Genomic DNA, 23,021 nt, shown 5'->3' with positions numbered 1-23,021 from the left:
CGCGGATTTTGCTAGACTCCGCGGCCCCGCGTTGGGGCATTGAGTATCACCTCGCATCAAAGTTTTACTACTTAGCTAAAGAGTCCCTATGAAATTTGAAACACTCGGTTTATCTTCTCCTATTTTGAATGCGATAACTGAGTGTGGCTATCAGCAACTCACTCAAGTGCAAGAGAAAGTGATCCCGCTTGCCTTTGAAGGCAAAGACATTATGGCCTGCGCCCAAACGGGTACAGGTAAGACGGCTTCCTTTGCTCTGCCTGTACTTGAAAAGCTGGCGGCTGAGTCTTTAACAAGCGACAGCAATGATAAACCGATTTTACGTGCGTTGGTGATGACTCCCACCCGCGAACTCGCGATCCAAGTCTGCGAAAACATCCAGAAATACAGCCAGTTCCTGCCACTGAAAACCTTAGCTGTTTACGGCGGCGCCAACATGAATCCCCAGCGTAAAGGGGTAGAGCAGGGCGTTGATATTTTGGTGGCAACCCCAGGTCGTTTATTCGATATTATCGGCCAATTCCAGTTAGATTTATCGAGCGTCACGACCTTAGTGATCGACGAAGCCGACCGCATGTTAGACATGGGCTTTGTGCGCGACATTGAAAAAGTGAAACGCTTAATTGCGCCGCAGCATCAAACCATGTTGTTTTCAGCGACCTATAGCGATGCGGTGAAACAACTCGCCGAGAAAATGCTGAATGAACCTCAGTGGGTGAATGTTGCCGATACGACAACGGCATCTACAGTAGTGCAGGAAGTGTATCGCGTTGATAAACGTCGCAAAGCCGAGCTGTTGTCAGAACTCGTTGGCCGCAACAATTGGCGTCAAGTGTTGGTTTTTGCCAGCACGAAAGAAAGCGCCGAGCATTTATTGCAAGAATTAAAGCTTGATGGCATAGCCGCAGGCGTGTTCCATGGTGATAAAACTCAAGGTGCCCGTAATAGGGTGTTAGAAGAGTTTAAAGCCAGTAAATTACGGGTGCTGGTGGCAACCGATGTGGCTGCACGTGGGTTAGACATTCAAGCCTTGCCTATGGTGATCAACCTTGAATTGCCTTTCCTTGCCGAAGATTATATCCATCGTATTGGTCGTACAGGCCGTGCAGGATTAACCGGCCGCGCGATTTCGTTCGTGTCACCTTCAGACGATGAAATGCTCGCTGAAATTGAAGCCTTGATTGAGCAAAAACTGCCCGTGTCGGTACAACCGGGTTATGAAGAAGGCTCGCCTTTACCTGCCCGCTACCGTGATGCGCCTGCCGCACCGATTAAGCCGATTGGAAAGTGGAGCCATAAGGCGCCGCAGGATCGCACTATTGGTCAGTCTCGTCAGGGTAAGTACGCTAAAGGTAAAGCGCAGGACAGCAAAGCAGGTGGCGATAAATCCTCTAGCCGTGCTAAGCCTGCGTCAGGCTCAAGTAAGCCGTTTAATGCGACTAAACCTAAGTCGAATTTGGTGAGCAATAAGTCAGGTTTTGGTTCTCGCACCAATAAGTCTAAATAAGTTAAGCCAAAATAAGCGCCAAGCGCCTGTTAGCCTCGCTGTTTGACGGTTGCCTGGTTTGTTAAATAGCCCGTCGCCATTCTAAAAGCGCATCCTCACCGATGCGCTTTTTGTTGAGCTTCAAAGCCAATACTTCTACACTCGAGCGCCAAGCTTTCTATTCGAGCGAGTTTCCTTATGATTATCAAAGCGATTCCCACCAATATCATCACAGGTTTTTTAGGCGTAGGTAAAACCTCTCTGATTAAACAATTGCTGGCGACTAAACCCGCGGATGAGACTTGGGCAGTGCTGGTCAATGAGTTTGGTGAGGTTGGCATTGATGCGGGGTTACTGAATTCTTCCGATAACGGCATACAAATTCGTGAGGTGGCGGGTGGCTGTATGTGCTGCGCCGCGGGCGTGCCGACGCAAGTGGCGATCAATCAGTTGATTGCGAAAGCAAAACCTGATCGCTTATTGATTGAACCGACTGGGCTTGGGCATCCTAATGAAATCATTAAAGTATTGAGTGCACCCCATTATCAGAATGTGATTTCACTGCGCAGTACTTTATGTTTGGTGGACGCGCGTAAAATCCACGATCCTCGCTATCGCGAACATGCAAACTTCATCCAACAGCTGCAAGTGGCCGATGTGATTATCGCGACTAAGTCAGATTTATATGACGCTGAAAATACTAAGTTACTCTATGAGTTACAGACCTATTTAAGTCATATCGAACGTACTGATATTCCTGTGGTGAGCCACACTAACCAGCAACCTTTACCTAGCGCGCTGCTGGATTATTTAAACCAACCAAGGCGCGTGTCACTCAATATAAATGGGCATGCTAGCGTGGGCTTAAAGCTGGGCAGCCTACCGACGACAGCGCCAAGCCTGTTCCGCACGGGTGGTTCGCGTTTGAGTGAGCTAAGCCTTTTTGCCGAAGGCGCAATCGAAGTCGCTCTCGAATTCGATGCACGTGGCATAGTACGCAAGCAGAATCAAGGCGAAGGCTGTTTTAGCTGCGGCTGGGTGTTTGAACCAAGACAAGAGTTTGATTTCGATAAATTAATGGCGTTAATTCAGCGTTACACTCAGTCATCAGACGTCGGGCAAGTCTTGCTGAGGTTAAAGGCTGTAATGATCACCTCTGAGGGGATCGCTGGATTTAACTGGATTGATCATGAGTTTACTGTGGTTGAACTCGATGACACCTTAGATTCCAGACTTGAGATGATTACAGTGAATGACGTCGATTGGGACGAGATTGAGCTGCAGTTGCTCGCCTGTCTTTGTTAACGATTAACTGCTCACTGACTTTCCCATCGCCCTTTATTACACATGTGAGCATAGGTTAGGCGGGTGCTAATAAAGTTGCAGCGGTCGTACATGAAGGAACAGTCGTGCATGATCAGTCGCGCCGGCTCAGTAAGGCAAGGTTACGCGATATTTTTGGCCGAGTGTCGTAAAGGTGCCATTTTGGATCATCTCATCGAAAAAGCTGTCAAACCTATGTCTTAAGGGATCAAATTTCGCCTGTTTAGGAAATGCCATAAAACCATCTTGGACATCGATTATCGGCGTGATTGGGGTAATTGCCTTAGGGATTTTGATTTGGGCGAGCACAGCATCGGTATTACGGCTGTTTGTGGCGAGTAAATCTAAATCACCCCGAGAGAGGCGTTCTATCCCGCTTTTAATATCGACAAATTCATTGATGTTCAATGACTTAGTTTGTTCATTAAACGTCGGGCCATAACTCCAACCCTGCATCTTACCAATCCGTTGACCTTTAATGCTGGCATAGTCGCCATTCCACACTATTTCATTGTCTGCCCGAGCATAAAACACCATATCATCGCGGTAAAACGCTTTCGTCGCAAAAGCCAAGTTTGCTTCACGCTCTGGGGTATCGTAGGGACCAATAAGAATATCCGCTTGGCCACGTTCGACCATAGAAATGGCGCGGCGCCAAGGGGTAATTTGATAGTGAATGTTCACACTTTGCTGCTGGGCGAAGCGATTTAAAATATCGACACCTAAGCCGGTATATTCGCCATTAGGCTGTAGTTCGAAAATTTGGCTGAAGCTTGTACCCACGGCCAGCAGGTCTTTGGCCTGCGCAGTCAAGCAAAGGCTGCTGAGCACCAAAAGGATGACTTGTGCAAAGGCTTTGCTGGGTATCATGGCATTCCTTGTGTGGTATGAATGCGGGAGCTTAAGGCTAGGTATCTCGCAAAGGTGGCGATACCATGATGAAATTCACTGAGATTAAGGTTAGCAAATTTTACCTTGATTGGGGCGCACGTTAACATTTTTATGTTTTGAGATAAACGTGAGATTAGTGAGAATCGTAAGGGTATTAAGCCGTTGATCTTCAATTGATACATCACCCTATCCCTCAGACCGTTTAATGATACCTAAAGGTGTCAATTTGTATCGCTTGCGGGTGAGGATGAAAATGTATTTTAGCTATGCGTTTAAATCAGTTAAGGCCGAATAAATGGGATTGCGGTATGCTCTGCCACTAATTGATTGATTCGCCAACGCTAGGCGGCCTATTTGAGCGGGATGTTATGAAGCTGCAGGAAATAGATAAAACCTTGTACCGTAAAAACATGAATTTATTCATCGTAATTTTAGTTGTTAGCTTAGTCGTGCTGTCACTGATTTTTGGAGCTGGGTTGATTGCGCTGTTTGGTGCGACGCCTGTGCCGGGTGAGCCAACAGGTAATTTCCATTTGAATCTCTTAGGGGTGATTTTCAGTCTGGGTCTGTGTAGCGCAGTGATTTATAACTTGAAGGACAAACCCTTCTTCAGCGAAATTTATTATGTGTGGCAATTAAAGCAGCTCCATAATCGTATCTATCGCAAGTTGATAAAGATTAAAGCCGCTGCGGCGCAAAATGATGTGAATGCTTTGATTATACTGCTGTTTTATTACACGAGTTTAAGGCAAGTGTATGAACTCGATGACAATACCCTGACCTTGCCTGCGCTGACTCAAGATCTCAATCGGTTAAATGCACAAATCGAGAACTTAGGTTTATTGCTGTCGCCTGAACAATTTACGCCTGAGCTGCTGACGCGTCCTTTCTGATACTGATAAGGCAAGATGAAGATCGCTCCTCACCTTGCCTTTATTTAGGCCTTATCTTGTCTTTATCGCCCTTACCTCGAATGAGGTTAGCGAGTCCCGCTTAGGCGGCTTGCTGGGCTCTTTGCAGTGTGAGTAACCACTTACCATAGATAAAAATCCCCACCGCTGAGATAGTCCCTATGGCGGCGATGATGTACCACGCCATGCCAATGTTATGGCTGTGGTACAGCAGTTGGGTGAGTTCCTGGGCGCTTTCACCTGTGTAGCTCACCAAGGTAGTAAAGGCTTCACCTTGGGGAATGGCGCTAACCTCAGTGCCGTTCATGCCGCGCTCTAACAATAAATCCCGCGAAAACAATTCTTTCGATGCATAAATTTCATAGAGTTTAGGGCCAAAGTAGCCTTCTAATCCCCAGCCGATCCCTTGGGGTAACATCACAAAGCCCAAGTACATGGCTTTTTTACCTTCGGGCGCTATGTTGCCCATAAACTCATTTTTCTTCGGGCTAATCATCATTTCGCCAATGGAGAACATAGCGATCGCGAGCACGATAAACCAAGCCGCATGGAAGGCGCCGATAAACACAAAGGCCAAAATACTCAGCAAACAACCAACAAACATAGCAGTTGTGATGCGGTATTTAGCCGTCAGTGCGGCGACGATAAAACAGCTGGTCATGATCATGCCGGCATTAAGGTTGAGCATGCCTTCTGGCATCACCTTAGTGCCTTCGTTATTGAGGCCAAGCCAAAATTGCAGAATGCCGTTACTGGTGCCTTCGCTGCCAAAAAGGGATGTGACGATTACGCTGGTATCGACCCATTCGGAAATATGGATAGGCAACACATCGAATAGGGCATTGTACAAGAACCAAAAGCCTGCAAATACCAACATGTAGTAGATCACAATCGGCTTTTTCAGCTCACGCCAAGCATCACGCCACAGGGCTTCTTGTTTGACTTCACCTGACTTGATTTGTTTATTACGCTCTAGTCGCTCGGCTTTGCCTGGTTCTGTATAGGTCAGTAAAAATAAGAAGTTGAGTGAGATAATCGCGGCGCAGGCGAAAAACACATTGTCCCACGACAATTGGCGCATATGTACGGCCACTAACGGCCCGAGGAAACCGCCAATGTTGACGACTTGGTAAAAAATGCCCCAAGCCATAGAGGTATTATTGCGATTAGTGGACAGCACTAAGGTGCCTTGAATGCCCGGTTTAAATATCCCAGTACCGATGGCGAGGAGTAATGCGCCAGCAAGAAAGCCCCAAAAACTGGGGAAGAATGCCATCACCAGATAGCCAAAGATTTTAATGATGGTGGAGCCAAAGATGGTTTCTTTGTAGCCGACGCGGTCAGAAATGCCACCGGTGAATACAGGCACAAAAGTTTGCATGATCGCCCAGAGGGAAATAATAATGCCGTAGTCGCTTAGGCTGATCCCAAGCCCGCCCGCAGACTCAGGCGCTTTAGCGTACAGTCCTGCACTGGCTTTGACGCCGTAGTAAGCGATACGCTCGACTAACTCCATCCCGCCGACCAGCCAAAACACATAACCTAAGCTAGTAATGGACGCCCACATACCGAGCTGTTTGACTTCCCGCAGGTCGTTGCCTGCATTTGGACTATTCTGACTCATGTCCTTCCCTTATTATTGTTATTGAATTTATTATTAATTAAGCCATTAATTATCAATATCTTAAATTTTTATAGTTAATCATTTCATCTTGCTAAAATACGCGAATAGGCTTGCTTGAGCTGATACTTTACCTAATTCGGCCTTAAACACCAAAAAAGTAGCAAAAAATGATGAGTTAGCCTACATCTGTTATTGGACTGTGCTCGGTTTGTCATTTGACTGAAATTGGACTGTGTAGGCTTAAGTTATTGTGATGATTAATCTTTGTGGTTACATCTTCATACTTAACTTGCTTTGAGTTACGGCTGATTTTAGGTACAATCCATTGTCGCATTTTTGTTCACCCGATCATTTTTCTAAATAGATACGACTCTTGCCCCCTTTTTTGTGAGAAACGCTAATGACAGCAATAACATCTAATCATGCTCCTGCGGATATGAGCTTGCTCGAGGAGCCGATTGCGAAGCTTTTTTGGCGCTATACCATACCCACCATCGCCTCTATGTTGGTGACGGGCGTCTATGTGACGATTGATGGCATCTTCGTTGGCCACTATTTGGGTGAAACTGGGCTGGCGGGGATGATGTTAGCCTATCCAGTCGGCGCTATTTTGTATGCGATTGGCGCCATGATAGGCATGGGCAGCGCGGCATTAGTGTCGATCAATCTTGGTCAAGGCAATGTGGCTAAGGCCCGTAAATTGCTCGGTAATGCCTTTAGTTTGTGTTTATTGGCGGGAGCCATTTTTGCCCTCATTGGTGGGATATTCTCGCGGGATATTTTGATCGCCCTCGGGGCGCAGGGGGATATTCTCGAAAACGCCAACGAATACCTGTTCTGGTATTTCGCTCTGTGTCATTTCCCCATTATTTCAATGACCTTCACCACACTGCTGCGTAATGATGGTAGGCCATCTATGGTGACTTGGGTGTTGATCTTGGGCGGCGTATTAAACACTTTCTTAGATTGGCTGTTTATTGTGGTCTTCCCCTTTGGTTTAGCGGGCGCTGCGATTGCGACCATGATGTCGCAGGCGGTGACTGGGCTTTTGTGTTTGCAGCACTTTTTCAGTCCTCGCACTCAGTTAAGGATAGACCTTGAGCAGATGAAGCTTAAGCTCGACAATTGCTTGAACATAGCCCGAGTGGGTTTACCCAGCTTTTTGATGAACCTTTATTTGTCGATAGTGTTAACCCTGCATAACACAGCTTTTTTGTGGGTGGGCGGCCCCTTACACGTGGCAGCCTATGGCGTAGTCAGTTACACAGAAGCATTCTTCTATTTGATTTTCGAAGGTATTGCCCTCGGCACGCAGCCAATTTATAGCTTTAATGCGGGCGCTGGGCGTTTCGATAGGGTTAAGCAAGCACGTAATATTGCCTTTGGCATGACGCTGCTCACCGCAGCCTTGGGCTTAGCGCTGATTTATTCTCGCCCTGAATGGCTAGTGTATTTGTTTGCCGGCGATAATCAGAACCTAACGCCCGTGGCGATTGAAGGTATGCGCTGGTATTTCTGGGGCTTACCGATGGAAGGCTTAATCTTAGTCGGTGCGAGTTTCTTCCAAGCGATTAATTGCTCGAAACAAGCCTCTATGCTGACCGGCGCGAAACTTATCCTGATCGCTGCGATTATCTACTGCTTCGCTTGGATGTTTGGCGTGATTGGTGTGTGGGTATCGCTCGCAACCTGTAGCACTATTCTGACGATATGGATGTTCTACGCCATGAAGCGAGTCGAGGCGCGGCTGCAATAACTCTGTTTTGCTTGGGTCTTGGTTTTGCCAGCTTTTTTGCGTGCGCTGATGATGAGGGAAGAGGGCAAAAGAAGGCGAAAGACGCGGCCAGACAAGCGGTAAGAATAGATATATGAACAGCGGACATAAGTAGTTAGTTTTCCCTGAGTTTCATAATCGATTTTACAATTGATTTCACCATTAATTTCACGATTGTTTTCAGTATCGGGGCGATTCATGGCCCCGATTGACATTCAACGACTATCTTTCTGCGCCAAACATGACTTAGGGCTAGCGTGGGATGATGGCCTCTGATACATTTCGCTGGTTTAATCTGCTATCAAAAATGACGCCGTCAAGCGGGCGGTTTTTTCGAGGTCATAACCCTCAGAAAACCGGCTAGATTCGCTTTGAAACTCGGGTCAGTTGATCGTCGATATAACTGGGTATTGAGCCGAATGACTCGCTCGTTGATTTTAGTAACTTATGTTTTATGAGGCCCTTATGCGCACCACTGCAGTCATTTCTATGCTGTTGCTTGGCGTGTTAACCACTGTTAATGCCAGTGCCAAAGAGAATGAGTTAGTGTTTGCCAGCGACTTTGAAGGCAATCGTTTATCTCAACCTTGGTCGTGGATCATGGGTTGTCAATTTGAAGGCGCAGAACCCCACAGTGGTGAAAGTGCGCTGTTATGTGCCGAAGGTAATAGCAGCATAGTCAGCAAGTACCCCATTTCTGAAGCGGGTCTATTGGAGTTTTGGGTTAAAACCCAAAATACTCAAACCCAGTATCGAATCAATGTATTAACCTCACCAGTATTAAAACTCGATGCCCAGTGGCAGCATGTTGCCTTAATCGATATCACTCCGGGTGCGAACGAGTATTTAGCACACAGAGTCTCTATCGACGATCCGAGCCGCCAGTATATTCGCCTCGACATTGAGTCCATTAATGGCCCCATCAGTCTGGATGATTTGAGCTTAGATAAAATTCGCCTCGATATGGCCCTGCAAAAAAATGAGCAGAAAATTATCGGTGGCATCTTAGATAAGCTTAAAGCTGACAAGAACTACGAAGTGCAGTCTGAGTCGTTCCGCACCTTAGGTAAAAATTACGCCGCCCAGCTTGAGAGCCAAAGACAATACCTAGAATACTCGAATGCCATCTATTCCAGTATCACCTTTGTGTTGGCGACCTCTGAGCGCAACAAGATGTCTAACCCTATGGGATATAACACCTTTAGGTCGGTGCTATCCGACACTAAACGTGTGGCATCACCTATCCAGCAGGCACGCTTGGGTTCTATGGTGAAACCCTTTGGCGATTTAGCCACCGCGACCTTAAATGTGGTCAGTGCCGGTGCTTATTCCGCCTTTGCCGAACCTTTTAAATCATTCTTGGCCGCGACCTTCGATCGCTCCAACTATGACAACAGCGACTTGAGCCGTAGCGATAAAAAGTTTGCCGAAGAAAATGGTCTGAAAATTTATCAGCAGGCCGAACGCTTTATGTCTGAAATCGAAAAAGAGCTGCAACAAGTCACGGCACTAGATAATGACTTAGTTAGCATGCAGAAGAACTTAGATACGTTCCGTAAGGATCTCGATAAGCATCTACGCGGCTATTTACAGCATGCAGGCATTGCTCGCACGCCTGAAAACTACAGCCGAGTGATGAGTAAAGACGAGCAGACTCGAGCACTTGTGATTACTGAGGCGAGTGCCAATATCAGCGCTAAAGCAGAAGCCTTACTAGCTTCGAATAGCAATGCTGAACTGGTGCAGTACATGATTAAAACCACTGAGAAGATTGATGAATTTCAAGAGTTTAAGGAGCGTTTTAACCAGATCACCTCGGCCATGCTAACCTTCTACGACAAATTTGAGCGCTCAATTGCCACTGAACAAAACCCCTTCACCGACCCAAGCGATCGCGCCGTATGGGAGCAACACGCCCAAAGTGCTCGTAACTATATTCGCCAGTCGAAGGAAGCGTTCACTAAAGCCTTTATGTAACGGATTGTTGTGAAAACATCGACTGAGCCTTTTTCATCGAAATGGCAGCGCAAATCTTTTTCGCTGCCATTTTTTATATCCTCATTTTGCCAAAGCGCTCGTTTAATAAGCCATTTTAATCTGAGCGTGTTGTGGGTAATCCTAAAGTGCATTATGTTGTCGATCTAGAATAGTTAGTTGTTTGGTTTTATCAGTGATGGAGTTGTTGACATGGAGTTTCAGGCTATCCCAATTATGCGGATTTTTGATGAAGATAAAGCCAAAGAGTTTTATCTTGGTTTTCTTGGCATGGAGTTAGATTGGGAACATCGTTTTGAAGAGGGTTACCCTATTTATATGCAAGTGTCGCTTGGCGATTTTGTTCTACACCTAAGTGAACATTCCGGTGACTGCACGCCTGGCAGTAAGGTTTTCGTTAATGTCAGCAACCTAGATAAACTTTTTACACAAATTACTGCAATGCCATACAAATATAATAAGCCAAGCATTGAAGAGGCAACTTGGGGGGCGAGGTGTTTCACTGTGACAGATCCATTTTCAAATAAGATATTGTTTAATGAATCATCGGATACATAACAAACAAATGTTGTCGCCAGCAAAAAGTGCCGGCTGCAACGTCAACCCGCCGCGCAGCTTTTCGTGCTAAATCTGGGCGTTAAATGTATGCATATCGAACGCACATTTTTCTATTACGAAAGAAGCCGTAAACAACAAGCCAAAGTGCTCGTTTTCAATATGCTATTTTTGCCGCTTATCCTTTGGCTTATTTGGATGTTGATTTCAAAAAATGAGCCTTTTTATGACGAATTCTTGTTTTATATAAAATATATTGTTGTTGGGTCAGAGCTTGTACTATTGTTGCTAGCAGCATGGTTACTTACTCATCCGGCAAAATTTTATATCAAGCTTACAAATTCTGAGTTGAGCTCATTTCATCCTACTTTTAAAGAATGGACGTTCAGCGTCAATCCGCAAGACATTATTGAAATTGAACACAGTACAGATATAGGCGCAAACGCTAGCCTCATTTCAGTGAAAATGAATAATGGTTCATCAGTTTTATTGAGTCCCAACTATCCATATAAGCGAAGCGAACTATACGATGCATTGCGATTGGTTAATCCAAATATAAAAACGCCCAAGAACACTTGGTCGTTCCCTTATAAAAAGTAAAAAATCAATTATTGACTGGCCTAGCTTAAAAATGGGATGTCATGTCCTGCAACTCACTGTAACCTTGCTTATCCAAATCAATCACTGCCCATTTGTTTTATTGGGTGGGCATGTCTTAAATACATCAATTTTTTAATGAGTTAGCTCATCTTTATGCATCAACTTTAGCCCTTCAACTTTTAATGACTCTAATTTAAGCAATTTTTGCTCGTACAAGTTGTAGACAAACCAAAAGTGCATTATGTTGTTGATCTAAAATGGATGGTCAGATTTTTGCTGAAATCACACAGAATTATGGACACTACCATATCTTAAGTTCGCTCTACGATGGAGTTCATAGACTTCACAACCTAACAATGGCTCAGTTCTATTAAGCACTGCGCCAAAACGTTCAAAGTAGTCTTCATTAACTTGTTTTGCACTGATAAGTGGTACTTCAATACTGACATCTACACGACCTTTACGTATCAACGCAGGGTCAAGATGATCAAGATGATTTGTAGTCATTATGACAAGGCAGTCATCAAGAGGAATGACGCCGTCTAACGCGTTTAGTACGCCACCTAAAGTGAGTGGTGGGTTGTCTACATTGCTTTCAGCTGTACGTGATACCGTAGCCTTTACACAATCACAGTCCTCTATTAACAACATAGCTCCGGGCGCTACCTTTCTAATCGCCTTATGAATAGTGGCATCATTGACAGTCGATAGATTCAATATGTATAGATCGCGATGATACTCAACCGCTAAGGCCCTCGCTATGCCCGTCTTACCCGTGCCCGTTTTTCCATGTAGCAGTATGGTTAGCTTACTGACAACCGATTTTCCCCGACTGGCGAAGTTATCAACTTCCCTCATCAACTCCTGCTTAAACCCTTGATCTAGCACCAATTCACTAAAACCCGATGATTTCAATGTGCCGTAGCGACACCATTCGGTTTCCTCGAAGATATTCACTTTTGGCTCAGTAGAGATGTCCCCACGAGTGTCTTCTAAAAAACGATGTAGTTTATCTTTTGCCCACCAGGGTGCACTTACAGTAATCGAATCGTATGCCATAGTACTATCGACCTTAGTACGGCTAGCCAACATGAAACAACCAGCGTATTTAAACAGGTGCATACCGTAGCCAATAGACTTAACACTGACACGCCCGTCGTAACTCGCACTATAGTCAAAGTACACAGCCTCAGAGATAGAGCGTGAAAAAAACGGAATAGTAGTATTACTGATCAAAAAGGACAGTTTATTGAATACCTCTGTGCGCGCCTGATGGCTATCGTCGATAGTGAGCCGCAAAAACAGTAGGCAACTGAGCCAACTTAACAGTTTCGCGGGGACATCTTTTAGCATGTAGCCTACTAGCCCAATTAACGTAAATGTTAATACTCCAACAATGACAGCCGTCAACAAAAGATCGCCATTGGTGAGCGCCTTTATTTGTAGTAATACCTCGTTCATTTACTCACCTTTACTATAAATGCCAAATAGATATAGTCGAGAATACGACCAGCCGCGTAGAGGATACTCGCAAGGCATCCTCAGTATTGCGCTATCGCACTTGGTTAAAGCGACTTGATAAAGATCCCTTACTTATCACTAGCTATTGCTTTGGCTGCGGCGCTTATCAAAGAGCAGGACGGCGCGGTCTTGCATCCACTGATTGACTTGCACAGCATCCGTGTTTAACAGCCCGTTCGCCATCTGATGCTAACGTTTAAATAAGAAAGCCGCCAATAAAGGTCGGCTTTCGTGTTTCGATTGTCCCGTAACCTTTGTGTTTTCTTGGTTACATTAAATCTTGAGGTATTACAGCAAATATACGTTCAAGCTGCAGGCGCCGTGAGCACCGACGACGAGGGCTTGTTCGATATCGGCGGTTTTTGAGGGACCCGCGATAAACACCCCGAACTCACCTGAGGCTAGCGTGATTTCTTTTGCCGCTTGATGCATGTTCGGCACAATTTTATCGGTTGGTAGGGCTAAGATCAGGTTTTCGCAGATAAAAGGTGTCACTCTGTGGCCTAGATTCTTATTGTTCACCCAGATGGCGCCGTTTTCGGCAACGCCAATTTCACCTGGAATTACCGCATAATCTATGTCTCTTAGCTCATGGGCGGTGGGTGGAACTTCGCGGTTTGCCGTCACGCCATCAACTAAAGAGATCACCTGCAACCCTTGGGCGATGAGTTCATCGACTTTGGCTTGTAGGGCTTGGACGCCACCATCTTTATGCAACGTACCCGCGACCGTATTGAGGTTGGTCTCGAACTGGCCGACGAGATTTTCGACTCTTGGCGTCACATCTATGCTTGGCATAGGATGATTGGTTAAGGCCGACAGTTTGAGCGCATTGAGAATTTCAAGTTTACTAGACATCTTATAGGCTCCTGTGTTTCTTAAACCAAGCTTCGAAGCTGGAGTTCGGGGCGACGGGCAGCTCACGGTATTTACCCCATGCACCGCTAAAGGGTTTTAACAGACTGCCCGGTAGAATGCGCAGCGCGGTTCTCGCCACACTCATAGAGCAATTCAGCATGGTTTCACTTGCCATAAATTTACCCACTAATGGCATATAACTATTTTTGCCATAAGGGAGTTTTCCGGCTTCGGCTTTAAGGCGTCTGTGGTGGAAAATAATCTTATCGAGCGGCACTTTTGTTGGGCAGACATAGGTACAGCTGCCACACAAGGTACAGGCCCAGGCAATCGAGTTAGTGTCATCAATCTTAGCGCCTACTGCGATACCAATGGGGCCTGGAATGGTGTAGTTGTAGCTGTAACCGCCGGAGCGACGATACACAGGGCAGGTATTGAGGCAACCACCACAACGGATACACTTCAATGATTCTGCAAGGATTTTATCCTTAAGCATCTCAGTGCGACCATTGTCGACAATAATAATATGCATCTCGCCAGCAGGCTGTGGACCACGGTAAAAGGCGCTATAAGTCGTAACAGGTTGACCCGTAGCGTTACGTGCTAAGGTACGCAGCAAAACGGCGGCACTGTCCACATCGGGCACCACTTTGTCGATCCCCATTGAATGCAACTGCAGTTTAGGCAAGTTAGCCCCCATGTCGGCGTTGCCTTCGTTGGTACAAACCACCACGGCGCCTTTGTCAGCAATCGCCATGTTCACGCCTGTCATCGCTGCATCGGCAGTAAGGAATTTTTCTCGTAAATGTGCGCGGGCGGCACGGGTTAAATACAAGGGATCGGCTGCCCCTGCTTTAGTGCCGAGTTTCTCATGGAAGAGGTCGCCAACTTCTTCTTTTTTCATGTGAATAGCGGGCACCACTATGTGTGATGGCGGCATTTTGGCGAGCTGAATAATCCGCTCGCCCAAGTCAGTATCTATGACTTCAATACCACGTTGTTCTAAGTACGGATTGAGGTGACATTCCTCGGTCAGCATTGACTTAGACTTCACTAATTTTTTGACATTATGGCGCGATAAAATGTCATGCACGATACGATTATGTTCGGCGCCATCTTTTGCCCAATGGACTTGTATGCCGTTGGCGATACAGTTTTGCTCAAAGGTTTCGAGGTATTGGGCAAGATTTGTGAGCGTATGGAGCTTAATTTCTGAGCCTAACTGACGCAGCTGTTCCCACTCTGGGATACTACCCGCGGCGCGGTCGCGTTTTTCTCTGAGCATCCACAGCGCTTTTGAATGCCAGTCGACACGGGTTTCGTCGCGGCAGAAAATATCGGCTTTATGGGCATGGACCTGTGAGCCTTGACTAGCATCGTGATTATGATTGTAAGCCATGGTGAGTCTCCTAAAGCGCGGCGTTCAGCACTTGCGCTATGTGGCGAATTTCAATCGGCAATTGCTGTCTGCGGATCATGCCATCGAGGTGCAACAGGCATGAAGGATCAAAACCTACGACATACTCTGCACCCGTTGCCGCGTGGGCTTGGGCCTTGTCTTTGCCCATTTTGGCTGACACTGCGCCCTCATCGACGGCGAACGTACCGCCAAAGCCACAGCATTCGTCACGACGGTCGGGATAGACTATGTCTATACCCGCAATATTGGCGAGCACGGCTTCGACTTTGTTAAATCTTGGCCCCATCTGCTCGCTTGGTGTCGCAAGGCTTAACATGCGAATACCATGGCAACTCAGTTGCAGGCTTACCTTGTGCGCGAAGGGCTTGGTAAAGGCGGGGATCGGCGCGATATCGTGCAAAAATTCTGTCAGTTCATAGAGCTTGTTGATCACAGCTTGCGCTTCAGGGCTGCTATCAAACTCGTGGAAGTTTTCTTTGGCGGCCACTAAGCAAGAGGCGGCTGGGCAAACAATAGCGTCGCATTCCACTCCCTTAAAGGCGTTGAGCAATTTAAGGGTGGTACTGCGCGCTGCATCGAAGCAACCCGAGTTTGTCATCGGCTGGCCACAACATGTTTGACCCGCGGGTAGAATCACTTGGTGCCCAAGTTTCTCTAATAATTCCAAGGTGGCAATAGCAACCTCTGGCATCATTTGATTGACTAGACACGGGATGAAAAGGGCGATTTTCATTGTGTTTTCTCTTTCTTGTTAGTGAACGACATTGCCTTGCATTGTGCCCCCAAAGTCCACACAAATGCTAAGGTAGTTGATCAAATATAGGCCTATCTAAAGTAAATAAGTAGCCCTAATTTAGTAAATGAGCTTGTAGATTTTTGCAAAAATGAGAATATTTTAAGTTTATGATTTTAATTGCTTTATTATGGTTTGATTTTGTAATTTAGCTACAAGTTGAAGCGTGTCGGCCGATAAATGAGAATAGTTGTATTCTAAAGAAAAACGGGGCTACTTTGAGCCCCGTTTAGTCAGTGTTTTAGCGGCTGCACTCTTCGAGTAGATAAGCCAAATGGCGATAGGAAATGCCACTGTGTTGAGTCAAACCGACCTCACACATACGGTTGGCGTAATAGCCTTCCTTAATCTCGACAGGAATGAGCTTTTTGATATTACGCAGTGCACTGGCGTTGATTTCTGGTTTATACAAGCCTTTTTCACCCGCGTAACCACAGCAGTCAATTCCCGCAGGTTTAAGCACTTGGGCTGAGCACGCATCGGCAATCGCCTGCATCTTAGGCTCAAGTTTCATCTTGCGGGCGCTACAACCTAAGTGCAGTGCTAAATTGACTTTTTTGCTGATGTTGAGCTTAGTTAGCAAGTTGTCGTGCATAAACTCAACTAAGTCGATAATTTGTACTTTGGGGTTACCCGTGAGGGTGCGATAGGTACAAGACAGTGCATCGACGACCACAGGCAACTTGCCGCCGTTGGTCATTTTGCTCACCGCATCGATAAGCTCCTGGCGTTTGGCATCGGCATTTTTAAAGTCGCCCTTAGACTCCCACATTTGACCACAGCACAAATCGCGGGTCTTTTCAGGGGTAATCACGTTATAACCTGCGCGTTCCAGCAGGGTGACGACGACTTCGGGCAGAGTGCGGTTATCGGGATCTTTTGGCGTTGGGCCAAAGGTTCTGCCGCCACAAGCAGGGAAGTAGACCACAGTTTCTTGGCCCACTTTTGCAGGGGAGGGGTTTGGCAGTTTGCCGCCTTTGGGGAAATCCGGATTCCAATAGGGCACTTCTTTTGAAATCAAACGGCCGGTTTTCATTAGCGCATTGGTGATGCCATCGCCAGTGATTTTATGGATAACCCCGAGCATGTCAAAACCTGAGCTGATCACTTGGTTGACCGCGCCAAAATGTTTGGCTTGGAAATCTAAGACTTTTTGCTCAGTGGTCGTGATGTATGGCGTGCGCAACTTACGCACCAATTGGCCCATGCTGTTGTCAACCGGGCAGGCAATAGTACAAAGCTGACAGGCGGCGCAGGTATCAACCACATCGTACTTAGCGGCGGCGCGCATTTCGGCTGCGGCGGCTTTATCACCGGATTGCTCTAAGCGTTCGATTTCACGCAAAGTGGCGATACGCTGGCGCGGCGAGAAGTTCAGCGCCGATGTTGGACAGGTTTTTTCGCAGAAACCACATTCGATGCACTTATCGACAAAATCATCGACCACAGGGCAGGGCTTGATGTTTTTAACGTGGACATTGCTATCATCGTTGAGGATAACACCTGGGTTTAAGATACCATTAGGATCAAACACTTGCTTGATACTTTTCATCAGGGTGTAGGCATCTTGCCCCCATTCTTTTTCGACAAACGGCGCCACAGCACGGCCAGTGCCATGCTCGGCTTTCATTGAACCGTCGTACTTATTAATCACCATATCGGCAATATCGTTCATAAAGGCATGGAAGCGGTCGATATCGGCTTGGGTAGAGAAAGTCGGCGTAATAATAAAGTGGAAGTTACCCGCTAGGGCATGGCCATAGATACAGCCTTCAGGGTAACCATGTTTATGGAAAAGCTCAGTAATATCGTGTGCTGCTGCCGCTAGATGCTCGAGTTCGAAGGCTACGTCTTCGATAATGACCGAGGTGCCCTTTGGCCGCTCGCCACCCACAATGGGGAATAAGCCTTTACGCATTGCCCAATACTTGTCACAAACTGCTGGGTTAGTACTAAATTCCATTGGGCGAATAAAGTCAAAGCCGGCGAGTTTCGCGGTGACATCTTGGGTATAAGCCTCGAGGGTTTGCGCGTCATCGGCACGGGATTCGATAAGCAAAATAGCGGATAATGCGGGCAATTCCGATAACCAGTCCGGCATACCAGGCTTACCCGTTACCGCTTTGATAGATGGCCAGTCTAGGAGCTCAGCCGCTGCAACGCTCTCACCGTTGATCAATGGAATCGCGCGGGCGGCATCTTCCATATTGTGGAATACGGCCATGGCCGAGGCTTTAAATTTAGCCTCATTGACTGTGTTGTAGGTGACTTCGTTAATGAAGGCTAAAGTACCTTCCATACCCACCATTAAATGATTAATGATGTCGAAGGGATCGGTAAAATCGAGTAACGAGTTGATACCATAGCCAGTGGTATTCTTGATCGAATATTTTTTACGAATACGGTCCGCCAATACCGCATTATGGCGAGTCATATGTGACAGTTCTTTAATCGCATCGAGTAGTTTGCCGTGGGTTTTAGCAAATTCAGCCTTTGATTTCTCACAGCCAGTATCTAGCTCTGTACCATCGACAAAAAGCAGCTTTGCAGAGGCGATCGTTTGGTAACTGTTTTGGGCAGTGCCGCAGCACATACCTGAAGCATTATTGGCAACAATACCGCCAATCTTAGCCGAGGCAATGGTCGCAGGATCGGGGCCAATTTTGCGGTTAAGTGGCGCCAATACGGCATTGGCATCGGAACCAATGACAGCGGCACCTAAGGTAATTTGTTTGGCATCGCTACTGACTTCAATCTTTCTAAAACCATCATGACCAAGAATGAGCAGTATGCCCTCACCGATAGCTTGGCCCGATAAACTGGTGCCTGCTGCTCTAAAAGTCACGGGCGCATTATGCTTCCTGGCTACCGCTAAGGTCTGTTTAACTTGCTCTAGGGTCTCGGCATGGACTACGACTTCTGGGACGATTCTGAAGTAACTCGCATCGGTGGACCAAGCAAAACGACGGACGGGATCATCCGTGACAGGGTGGTCGCCTAATTGCACTCTTAGATCATCGATGACCAATTTGTAGTTAATCGACATTGCATTGCTCTCTTTGTAAACTGACAGAAGTCGAAGTCATAGGTAGTGACTTCGACTGCTCAATTAAATCAATGAATTAGAAACCACCCCATAGGGTTGCAATGGTTCCTGCCAATAGGGCATAACCGATGGCAACTGGCATAGTCTTACGGATAATTTCTGATTCTCTACCCGCCATACCCACCACAGTGGCAGCGGCTACTACGTTCATTACGCACATCATGTTACCGGCGTTCGCACCTATACCTTGTAGTGCCAAAACCAATGTGTGATTCATGCCAACATTGTCAGCCACACTGTATTGCAGACTGGAGAACATCATGTTCGAGAAAGTGGCTGAACCTGATAAGAAGGCACCAAAAATCCCTACTATAGGCGCCACCCATGCCCAAACCGCCCCCATTGACTGGCCCAGCATATCGGCTAGGGCAACTGGCATAGAGGCAAGACCTGCACCATTAGCACCTGAGTTTAAGAAGATTTTCACCATAGGCACCGAAGCACCTAATGAAATAATGGTGGGTAACATGGACTTACATGACACACCGACCGTTTGCTTAATCGCAGGACTTTTCATTTTGAACAGGAAGAAACCGAGAATACACACGGCGACGAAGAAGGCGCCTGGGGCGTATAGCGTCGCGAAGCTGGCCTTAAGTTCGGTGCCCATTAAACCTGTCCAGCTGATATTGAAGCTTGATAACCAGGCTTTAAGCGGCATAACTGTACGAGATAACACTAACAGCGCAGCCATGATGATATAGGGCGTCCAAGCGGCTATTTGTGAGAATTTGGCTGTGGCTTCAACCTTGACTCCCTCTTGACTGTCATTTTCGGCAAAATCATTCCAAGGGGTTTTAGGAAGCAAATAACCTTTGCGCGCAACAGGGATCACCAGTGCCATACCGATTAATGCACCGATAACCGCTGGGAATTCAGGGCCTGCGAGGTAGTTGATGATCCATGCGGGGACAGTAAACGAAAGGCCTGCAAAAATCGCAAATTTCCAAATCGCTAAGCCTTCCTTAAAGGATTTATTACGACCAAAGAATCCGGTCAGCATAGTCACCATGACCAGCGGGATTAATGAACCTGTGATTAAGTCGATAGTGATCATATGCATGACGATATATTGCGCGTAACCAGCATAGTTACCGCCATGTGCCGCAAATTGCTCCGCAGCCATGCTTACGCCACCTTGGATCAGACCCTGTTCCATCCCAAAGAGCACTGGTAAGCCTATCGCTCCAAATGATACGCAGGCTGAGTCGGCAATCAAAGCAACAACCGCAGCGGCAACCGGTGGTACGCCCAGCAGTACAAGCAGCGGTGCGCCAATCGCGGCGGGTGTACCAAAGCCTGCACTGCCTTCGATAAAGGCGCCAAATAACCAACAAATGATGATCACTTGCACCCGGGCATCGGCACTGATGTTAGTAAAGCCAGCGCGGATAGTGTCCATTGCACCTGAGTATTTCAGGGTATTGAGCAGAAATACCGCACCGAAGATGATGGTTAATGGAGTGATGGCTGATAGCAGTCCCTCGAGGACCGATGCCGCCAGTAATGTGGTATCCATTTGCCAAATAAACACAGCGGCGAGCGCAGTGACTACCATGGATATGGGCATAGCCTTTGATGCAGGCATTCTGAGTAACACTAAAAATAGCATTACGCTGAGCACTGGCGTCAAGCTGGCGAGGAGTTGAAGTATTGTCATGCTTGCCTCTTCATAAAGTGGTCTGTCTTATTATTGATATTAGGATTTTTCATCTGCCTTCATGTCGACTTCCCAGACCAATAAATCAGCAGTTAATACTGCAAGTACTTACGGTCTCGACATTCTGTGTTGTGTACTAGACGCTATTGTGGGCTTGACTAATATGATCTAGATCATCTTGGCTGCTATATGAAATGCTAATTTACAGTGCTGCGGGGTGCTTCTCTCAGGGGATTTTCTTATATGTGACAATGATCACTTAGACTCTTGGATGTATATCTACTTTGGTTATATAAAATTGAGTTTGTTGTTTTTCTGGTTATTAAAAGTAGAGCTATCACTCATATTTATCGTCATTATTGCAATTAACTGATCCATTTATTTCATTAATAGACTCTTAATGTTTTTTTAAGACATTTTTAAGGTGTGATTAAGATCACGTAAGGCGACGCCGTTGAATTAGAAAAATTGTACTGAAGTTTATCAAGTAATTATTTTTATTGATTAAATTTATGGTTAGCTGATGTTTTTTTTATAGTGATGCAGATCACCTTTTTTAAAGTCGAAATTTTATTGTGATGTAAGTCACTTAATTAAATTTACTTTAATTTGAAATTAAATAACCGTTATTTAAGTCACTTTCAGTTTTTTGAACAGCGGGATACTTCTCTTTCTACGAACTCAAAGAGAACTTCTCGTCTTTAGTCGCCATTTTTATGGGAATATTTACAAAATAAAAAAGAGACGGAATACGTCTCTTTAATAGGGTAATTGGGTAAGTTATAGAAATAGGACCCATTATGGGAAATAGGACAAATAAGCGCTGGCTTAAAACAACTTGCTGCCCCAGCCTAATTTTGTTCGCAGCACGTGGAAATAATTGTGACCTTTAGGATGAATAAGCCGTAAACGTTCAGAGCTGCGGCGCACTATGATTTCATCGCCCGGTAACACGGCTAAATGCACATGGCCATCACAGCTGACTTCGAGGTTTTCGCCATTTTCGGGTGACACAACCATTTTTATCGTGCTGCAGGCATCGACGACAATCGGGCGACACGACAAAGTGTGCGGGAACATAGGCACTAAGATCAGGGCCTGTAAATTAGGCGTCAGGATAGCGCCGCCAGCGGAGAGGGCATAAGCCGTTGAACCGGTAGGCGTTGACACTATCATGCCGTCGGCACGCTGGCTGTACATGAACTGATCGTCAATATAGACCTCAAACTCAATCATGTGGGCAATTTTACCCGGATGGAGTACGGCTTCGTTGACGGCGGTATTGCTCGCCTTGAGCATACCGTGGCGATAGACTTCGGCTTCGAGTAAGAATCTGTGCTCGGTATCGAACTCACCGTCGAGTACCTTAGCGAGCGCTTCTTCAAAGGCATCGGGCGGCAGGTCGGTTAAGAAGCCTAAATTGCCGCGGTTAACGCCAATCACGCCTAAATCGAAGCGGGCTAATACCCTAGCTGCGCCAAGCATGTTACCGTCACCACCGACGACTATGGCTAAGTCGCAGCGCGCGCCAATTTCTAGCAAATCGACCGCCTCGATATTGGGCCCTAGTTCGGTAGCAACACGCTCTTCCACTAAGACTTCAAAGCCTTGCATTGTCAGCCAATGATGCAGACGTTTTAAGGTTTGGTTGGTCCCTTGGTGATGAGGTTTGCCGATAAGGCCGATAGTATGAAACTTTGTGGTCATATTTATGCTAGATCTGGCCTTAGGCCTTGAAACGTCAAAATTGATCCCCATAATATGCCCAGAGTATTTCAGAAACAAAGCATTTTTAGCTGGAGTGAAAATGAGCAACGAATCGATTAAAGCAGAACAGGATCTGATCCAAGAGGGTGTAGAGTCTGAAGTATCTACCGCAGAAGCAAGTCTGATCGATGAGCTTACCCAGGCCAATTTCCGTATTGAAGAGCTGGAACAGTTACTCGCTGAAGCTTTGGCGAAAGTTGAAGAGCAGAAGGATTCAGTTATCCGCGCCGCAGCCGAAGTCGACAATATTCGTCGTCGTGCTGCAATGGATGTGGAAAAGGCGAACAAGTTTGCCTTGGAAAAGTTCGCCAATGAACTTTTGCCAGTACTTGATAACATGGAGCGCGCATTGATGGGGACTAACCCTGAAGATGAAGCGACGAAAGCGATTTATCAAGGTGTTGAGTTAACTCAAAAAAGCTTACTCACTGCGGTGGCTAAATTTGGTGTTAAGCAGATTGATCCACAAGGTCAGTCATTTAACCCTGATCAACATCAAGCTATTGGTATGCAGCCAAGTGCCGAGTTCCCTGCGAACACTGTGATGTTGGTGATGCAAAAGGGTTATGAGCTGAACAGTCGCTTGCTGCGCCCTGCTATGGTAATGGTGTCACAGGGTGGCCCTAACCAAGAAAGTGCAACGATAGATATCGAAGCTTAAGCTTTATTGGAACAGCCGCTGTTCTAACAGACAGCAACAAAAAAGGACTGCAATTGCAGTCCTTTTTTTATGGGCG

At 46.4% G+C, this 23,021-nt stretch carries 17 protein-coding genes; 8 read left to right on the top strand and 9 right to left on the bottom strand.

Annotated features, from left to right (window positions below):
• Positions 1-88: 88 nt before the first annotated feature.
• Together Q4Q50_RS00745 and Q4Q50_RS00740 are read left to right on the top strand one after the other, a co-directional pair.
• Positions 89-1,507, top strand: coding sequence for a DEAD/DEAH box helicase (locus tag Q4Q50_RS00745; protein WP_011846268.1), 1,419 nt, complete (start codon positions 89-91; stop codon positions 1,505-1,507).
• A gap of 177 nt (positions 1,508-1,684) precedes the next feature.
• Positions 1,685-2,791, top strand: a complete 1,107-nt coding sequence (locus Q4Q50_RS00740; RefSeq protein WP_261271850.1) for a CobW family GTP-binding protein — start codon at positions 1,685-1,687, stop codon at positions 2,789-2,791.
• A 126-nt stretch (positions 2,792-2,917) separates the two neighbouring features.
• Here the strand turns inward: Q4Q50_RS00740 and Q4Q50_RS00735 are convergent, their stop codons facing one another.
• Positions 2,918-3,679, bottom strand: coding sequence for a substrate-binding periplasmic protein (locus tag Q4Q50_RS00735; protein ID WP_311897911.1), 762 nt, complete (start codon positions 3,677-3,679; stop codon positions 2,918-2,920).
• Positions 3,680-4,068: 389 nt separating this feature from the next.
• On the opposite strand from Q4Q50_RS00735, the gene Q4Q50_RS00730 reads away from it, so the two are divergent.
• Positions 4,069-4,593, top strand: coding sequence for a DUF3087 domain-containing protein (locus tag Q4Q50_RS00730; protein WP_311897909.1), 525 nt, complete (start codon positions 4,069-4,071; stop codon positions 4,591-4,593).
• A gap of 100 nt (positions 4,594-4,693) precedes the next feature.
• Here Q4Q50_RS00730 and Q4Q50_RS00725 read toward each other — a convergent pair whose 3' ends face one another.
• Positions 4,694-6,235 carry an MFS transporter gene (locus Q4Q50_RS00725; protein ID WP_311897907.1) on the bottom strand — a complete coding sequence of 514 codons (1,542 nt, stop codon included), beginning with the start codon at positions 6,233-6,235 and terminating at the stop codon, positions 4,694-4,696.
• A gap of 400 nt (positions 6,236-6,635) precedes the next feature.
• Here Q4Q50_RS00725 and Q4Q50_RS00720 point away from each other — a divergent pair, with 400 nt between their 5' ends.
• The 4 genes from Q4Q50_RS00720 to Q4Q50_RS00705 all read left to right on the top strand — a co-directional run bounded on the left by Q4Q50_RS00720 (position 6,636) and on the right by Q4Q50_RS00705 (position 11,159).
• Positions 6,636-7,991 carry an MATE family efflux transporter gene (locus tag Q4Q50_RS00720; RefSeq protein WP_012588199.1) on the top strand — a complete coding sequence of 452 codons (1,356 nt, stop codon included), beginning with the start codon at positions 6,636-6,638 and terminating at the stop codon, positions 7,989-7,991.
• A gap of 483 nt (positions 7,992-8,474) precedes the next feature.
• Entirely contained in the window at positions 8,475-9,986 is a 1,512-nt protein-coding gene (gene bdpA, locus Q4Q50_RS00715) for a BAR domain-like protein A BdpA (RefSeq protein ID WP_006085141.1), read from the top strand.
• A gap of 210 nt (positions 9,987-10,196) precedes the next feature.
• Complete coding sequence (locus Q4Q50_RS00710) at positions 10,197-10,562, top strand: glyoxalase superfamily protein (RefSeq protein ID WP_006085142.1); 366 nt, start codon at positions 10,197-10,199, stop codon at positions 10,560-10,562.
• 87 nt (positions 10,563-10,649) lie between these two features.
• Positions 10,650-11,159 carry a hypothetical protein gene (locus Q4Q50_RS00705; RefSeq protein WP_071939135.1) on the top strand — a complete coding sequence of 170 codons (510 nt, stop codon included), beginning with the start codon at positions 10,650-10,652 and terminating at the stop codon, positions 11,157-11,159.
• Between the two features lie 282 nt (positions 11,160-11,441).
• Here Q4Q50_RS00705 and Q4Q50_RS00700 read toward each other — a convergent pair whose 3' ends face one another.
• From Q4Q50_RS00700 to nadK, 7 genes are all read right to left on the bottom strand, one after another.
• Positions 11,442-12,620 carry an AAA family ATPase gene (locus Q4Q50_RS00700; RefSeq protein WP_311897904.1) on the bottom strand — a complete coding sequence of 393 codons (1,179 nt, stop codon included), beginning with the start codon at positions 12,618-12,620 and terminating at the stop codon, positions 11,442-11,444.
• A gap of 348 nt (positions 12,621-12,968) precedes the next feature.
• Positions 12,969-13,538 (bottom strand): LutC/YkgG family protein, encoded by a 570-nt coding sequence (locus Q4Q50_RS00695; protein WP_311897903.1) that lies wholly within the window; start codon positions 13,536-13,538, stop codon positions 12,969-12,971.
• 1 nt (position 13,539) lies between these two features.
• Positions 13,540-14,937, bottom strand: a complete 1,398-nt coding sequence (locus tag Q4Q50_RS00690) for a lactate utilization protein B (RefSeq protein WP_006085147.1) — start codon at positions 14,935-14,937, stop codon at positions 13,540-13,542.
• Between the two features lie 10 nt (positions 14,938-14,947).
• Positions 14,948-15,691, bottom strand: coding sequence for a (Fe-S)-binding protein (locus Q4Q50_RS00685; RefSeq protein ID WP_006085148.1), 744 nt, complete (start codon positions 15,689-15,691; stop codon positions 14,948-14,950).
• 301 nt (positions 15,692-15,992) lie between these two features.
• On the bottom strand, positions 15,993-18,797 hold the full coding sequence (locus Q4Q50_RS00680) for an FAD-binding and (Fe-S)-binding domain-containing protein (protein WP_311897901.1): 2,805 nt from the start codon (positions 18,795-18,797) through the stop codon (positions 15,993-15,995).
• Between the two features lie 76 nt (positions 18,798-18,873).
• Positions 18,874-20,517 (bottom strand): L-lactate permease, encoded by a 1,644-nt coding sequence (locus Q4Q50_RS00675; protein WP_311897899.1) that lies wholly within the window; start codon positions 20,515-20,517, stop codon positions 18,874-18,876.
• A gap of 828 nt (positions 20,518-21,345) precedes the next feature.
• Positions 21,346-22,224: an NAD(+) kinase gene (gene nadK / locus Q4Q50_RS00670; protein WP_106651138.1), complete on the bottom strand. Its 879-nt coding sequence runs from the start codon at positions 22,222-22,224 to the stop codon at positions 21,346-21,348.
• Positions 22,225-22,324: 100 nt separating this feature from the next.
• Here nadK and grpE point away from each other — a divergent pair, with 100 nt between their 5' ends.
• Positions 22,325-22,945 carry a nucleotide exchange factor GrpE gene (grpE, locus tag Q4Q50_RS00665; RefSeq protein WP_028760692.1) on the top strand — a complete coding sequence of 207 codons (621 nt, stop codon included), beginning with the start codon at positions 22,325-22,327 and terminating at the stop codon, positions 22,943-22,945.
• Positions 22,946-23,021: the final 76 nt, after the last annotated feature.

The organism is Shewanella scandinavica (assembly GCF_031932065.1).
Taxonomy (GTDB): Bacteria; Pseudomonadota; Gammaproteobacteria; order Enterobacterales; family Shewanellaceae; genus Shewanella; species Shewanella baltica.
The sequence above is the reverse complement of the archived record's forward strand: the minus strand, read 5'-3'. Positions and strand labels throughout refer to the sequence as shown.

Bases quoted from the DNA above. Each gene is read 5' to 3' on its own strand.
- nadK (WP_106651138.1), bottom strand. From the start codon at position 22,224: ATGACCACAAAGTTTCATACTATCGGCCTTATCGGCAAACCTCATCAC.
- bdpA (WP_006085141.1), top strand. From the start codon at position 8,475: ATGCGCACCACTGCAGTCATTTCTATGCTGTTGCTTGGCGTGTTAACC.
- Q4Q50_RS00710 (WP_006085142.1), top strand. From the start codon at position 10,197: ATGGAGTTTCAGGCTATCCCAATTATGCGGATTTTTGATGAAGATAAA.
- Q4Q50_RS00685 (WP_006085148.1), bottom strand. From the start codon at position 15,691: ATGAAAATCGCCCTTTTCATCCCGTGTCTAGTCAATCAAATGATGCCA.
- Q4Q50_RS00700 (WP_311897904.1), bottom strand. From the start codon at position 12,620: ATGAACGAGGTATTACTACAAATAAAGGCGCTCACCAATGGCGATCTT.
- Q4Q50_RS00725 (WP_311897907.1), bottom strand. From the start codon at position 6,235: ATGAGTCAGAATAGTCCAAATGCAGGCAACGACCTGCGGGAAGTCAAA.
- Q4Q50_RS00745 (WP_011846268.1), top strand. From the start codon at position 89: ATGAAATTTGAAACACTCGGTTTATCTTCTCCTATTTTGAATGCGATA.
- Q4Q50_RS00735 (WP_311897911.1), bottom strand. From the start codon at position 3,679: ATGATACCCAGCAAAGCCTTTGCACAAGTCATCCTTTTGGTGCTCAGC.
- grpE (WP_028760692.1), top strand. From the start codon at position 22,325: ATGAGCAACGAATCGATTAAAGCAGAACAGGATCTGATCCAAGAGGGT.
- Q4Q50_RS00720 (WP_012588199.1), top strand. From the start codon at position 6,636: ATGACAGCAATAACATCTAATCATGCTCCTGCGGATATGAGCTTGCTC.
- Q4Q50_RS00730 (WP_311897909.1), top strand. From the start codon at position 4,069: ATGAAGCTGCAGGAAATAGATAAAACCTTGTACCGTAAAAACATGAAT.
- Q4Q50_RS00695 (WP_311897903.1), bottom strand. From the start codon at position 13,538: ATGTCTAGTAAACTTGAAATTCTCAATGCGCTCAAACTGTCGGCCTTA.
- Q4Q50_RS00705 (WP_071939135.1), top strand. From the start codon at position 10,650: ATGCATATCGAACGCACATTTTTCTATTACGAAAGAAGCCGTAAACAA.
- Q4Q50_RS00680 (WP_311897901.1), bottom strand. From the start codon at position 18,797: ATGTCGATTAACTACAAATTGGTCATCGATGATCTAAGAGTGCAATTA.
- Q4Q50_RS00690 (WP_006085147.1), bottom strand. From the start codon at position 14,937: ATGGCTTACAATCATAATCACGATGCTAGTCAAGGCTCACAGGTCCAT.
- Q4Q50_RS00740 (WP_261271850.1), top strand. From the start codon at position 1,685: ATGATTATCAAAGCGATTCCCACCAATATCATCACAGGTTTTTTAGGC.
- Q4Q50_RS00675 (WP_311897899.1), bottom strand. From the start codon at position 20,517: ATGACAATACTTCAACTCCTCGCCAGCTTGACGCCAGTGCTCAGCGTA.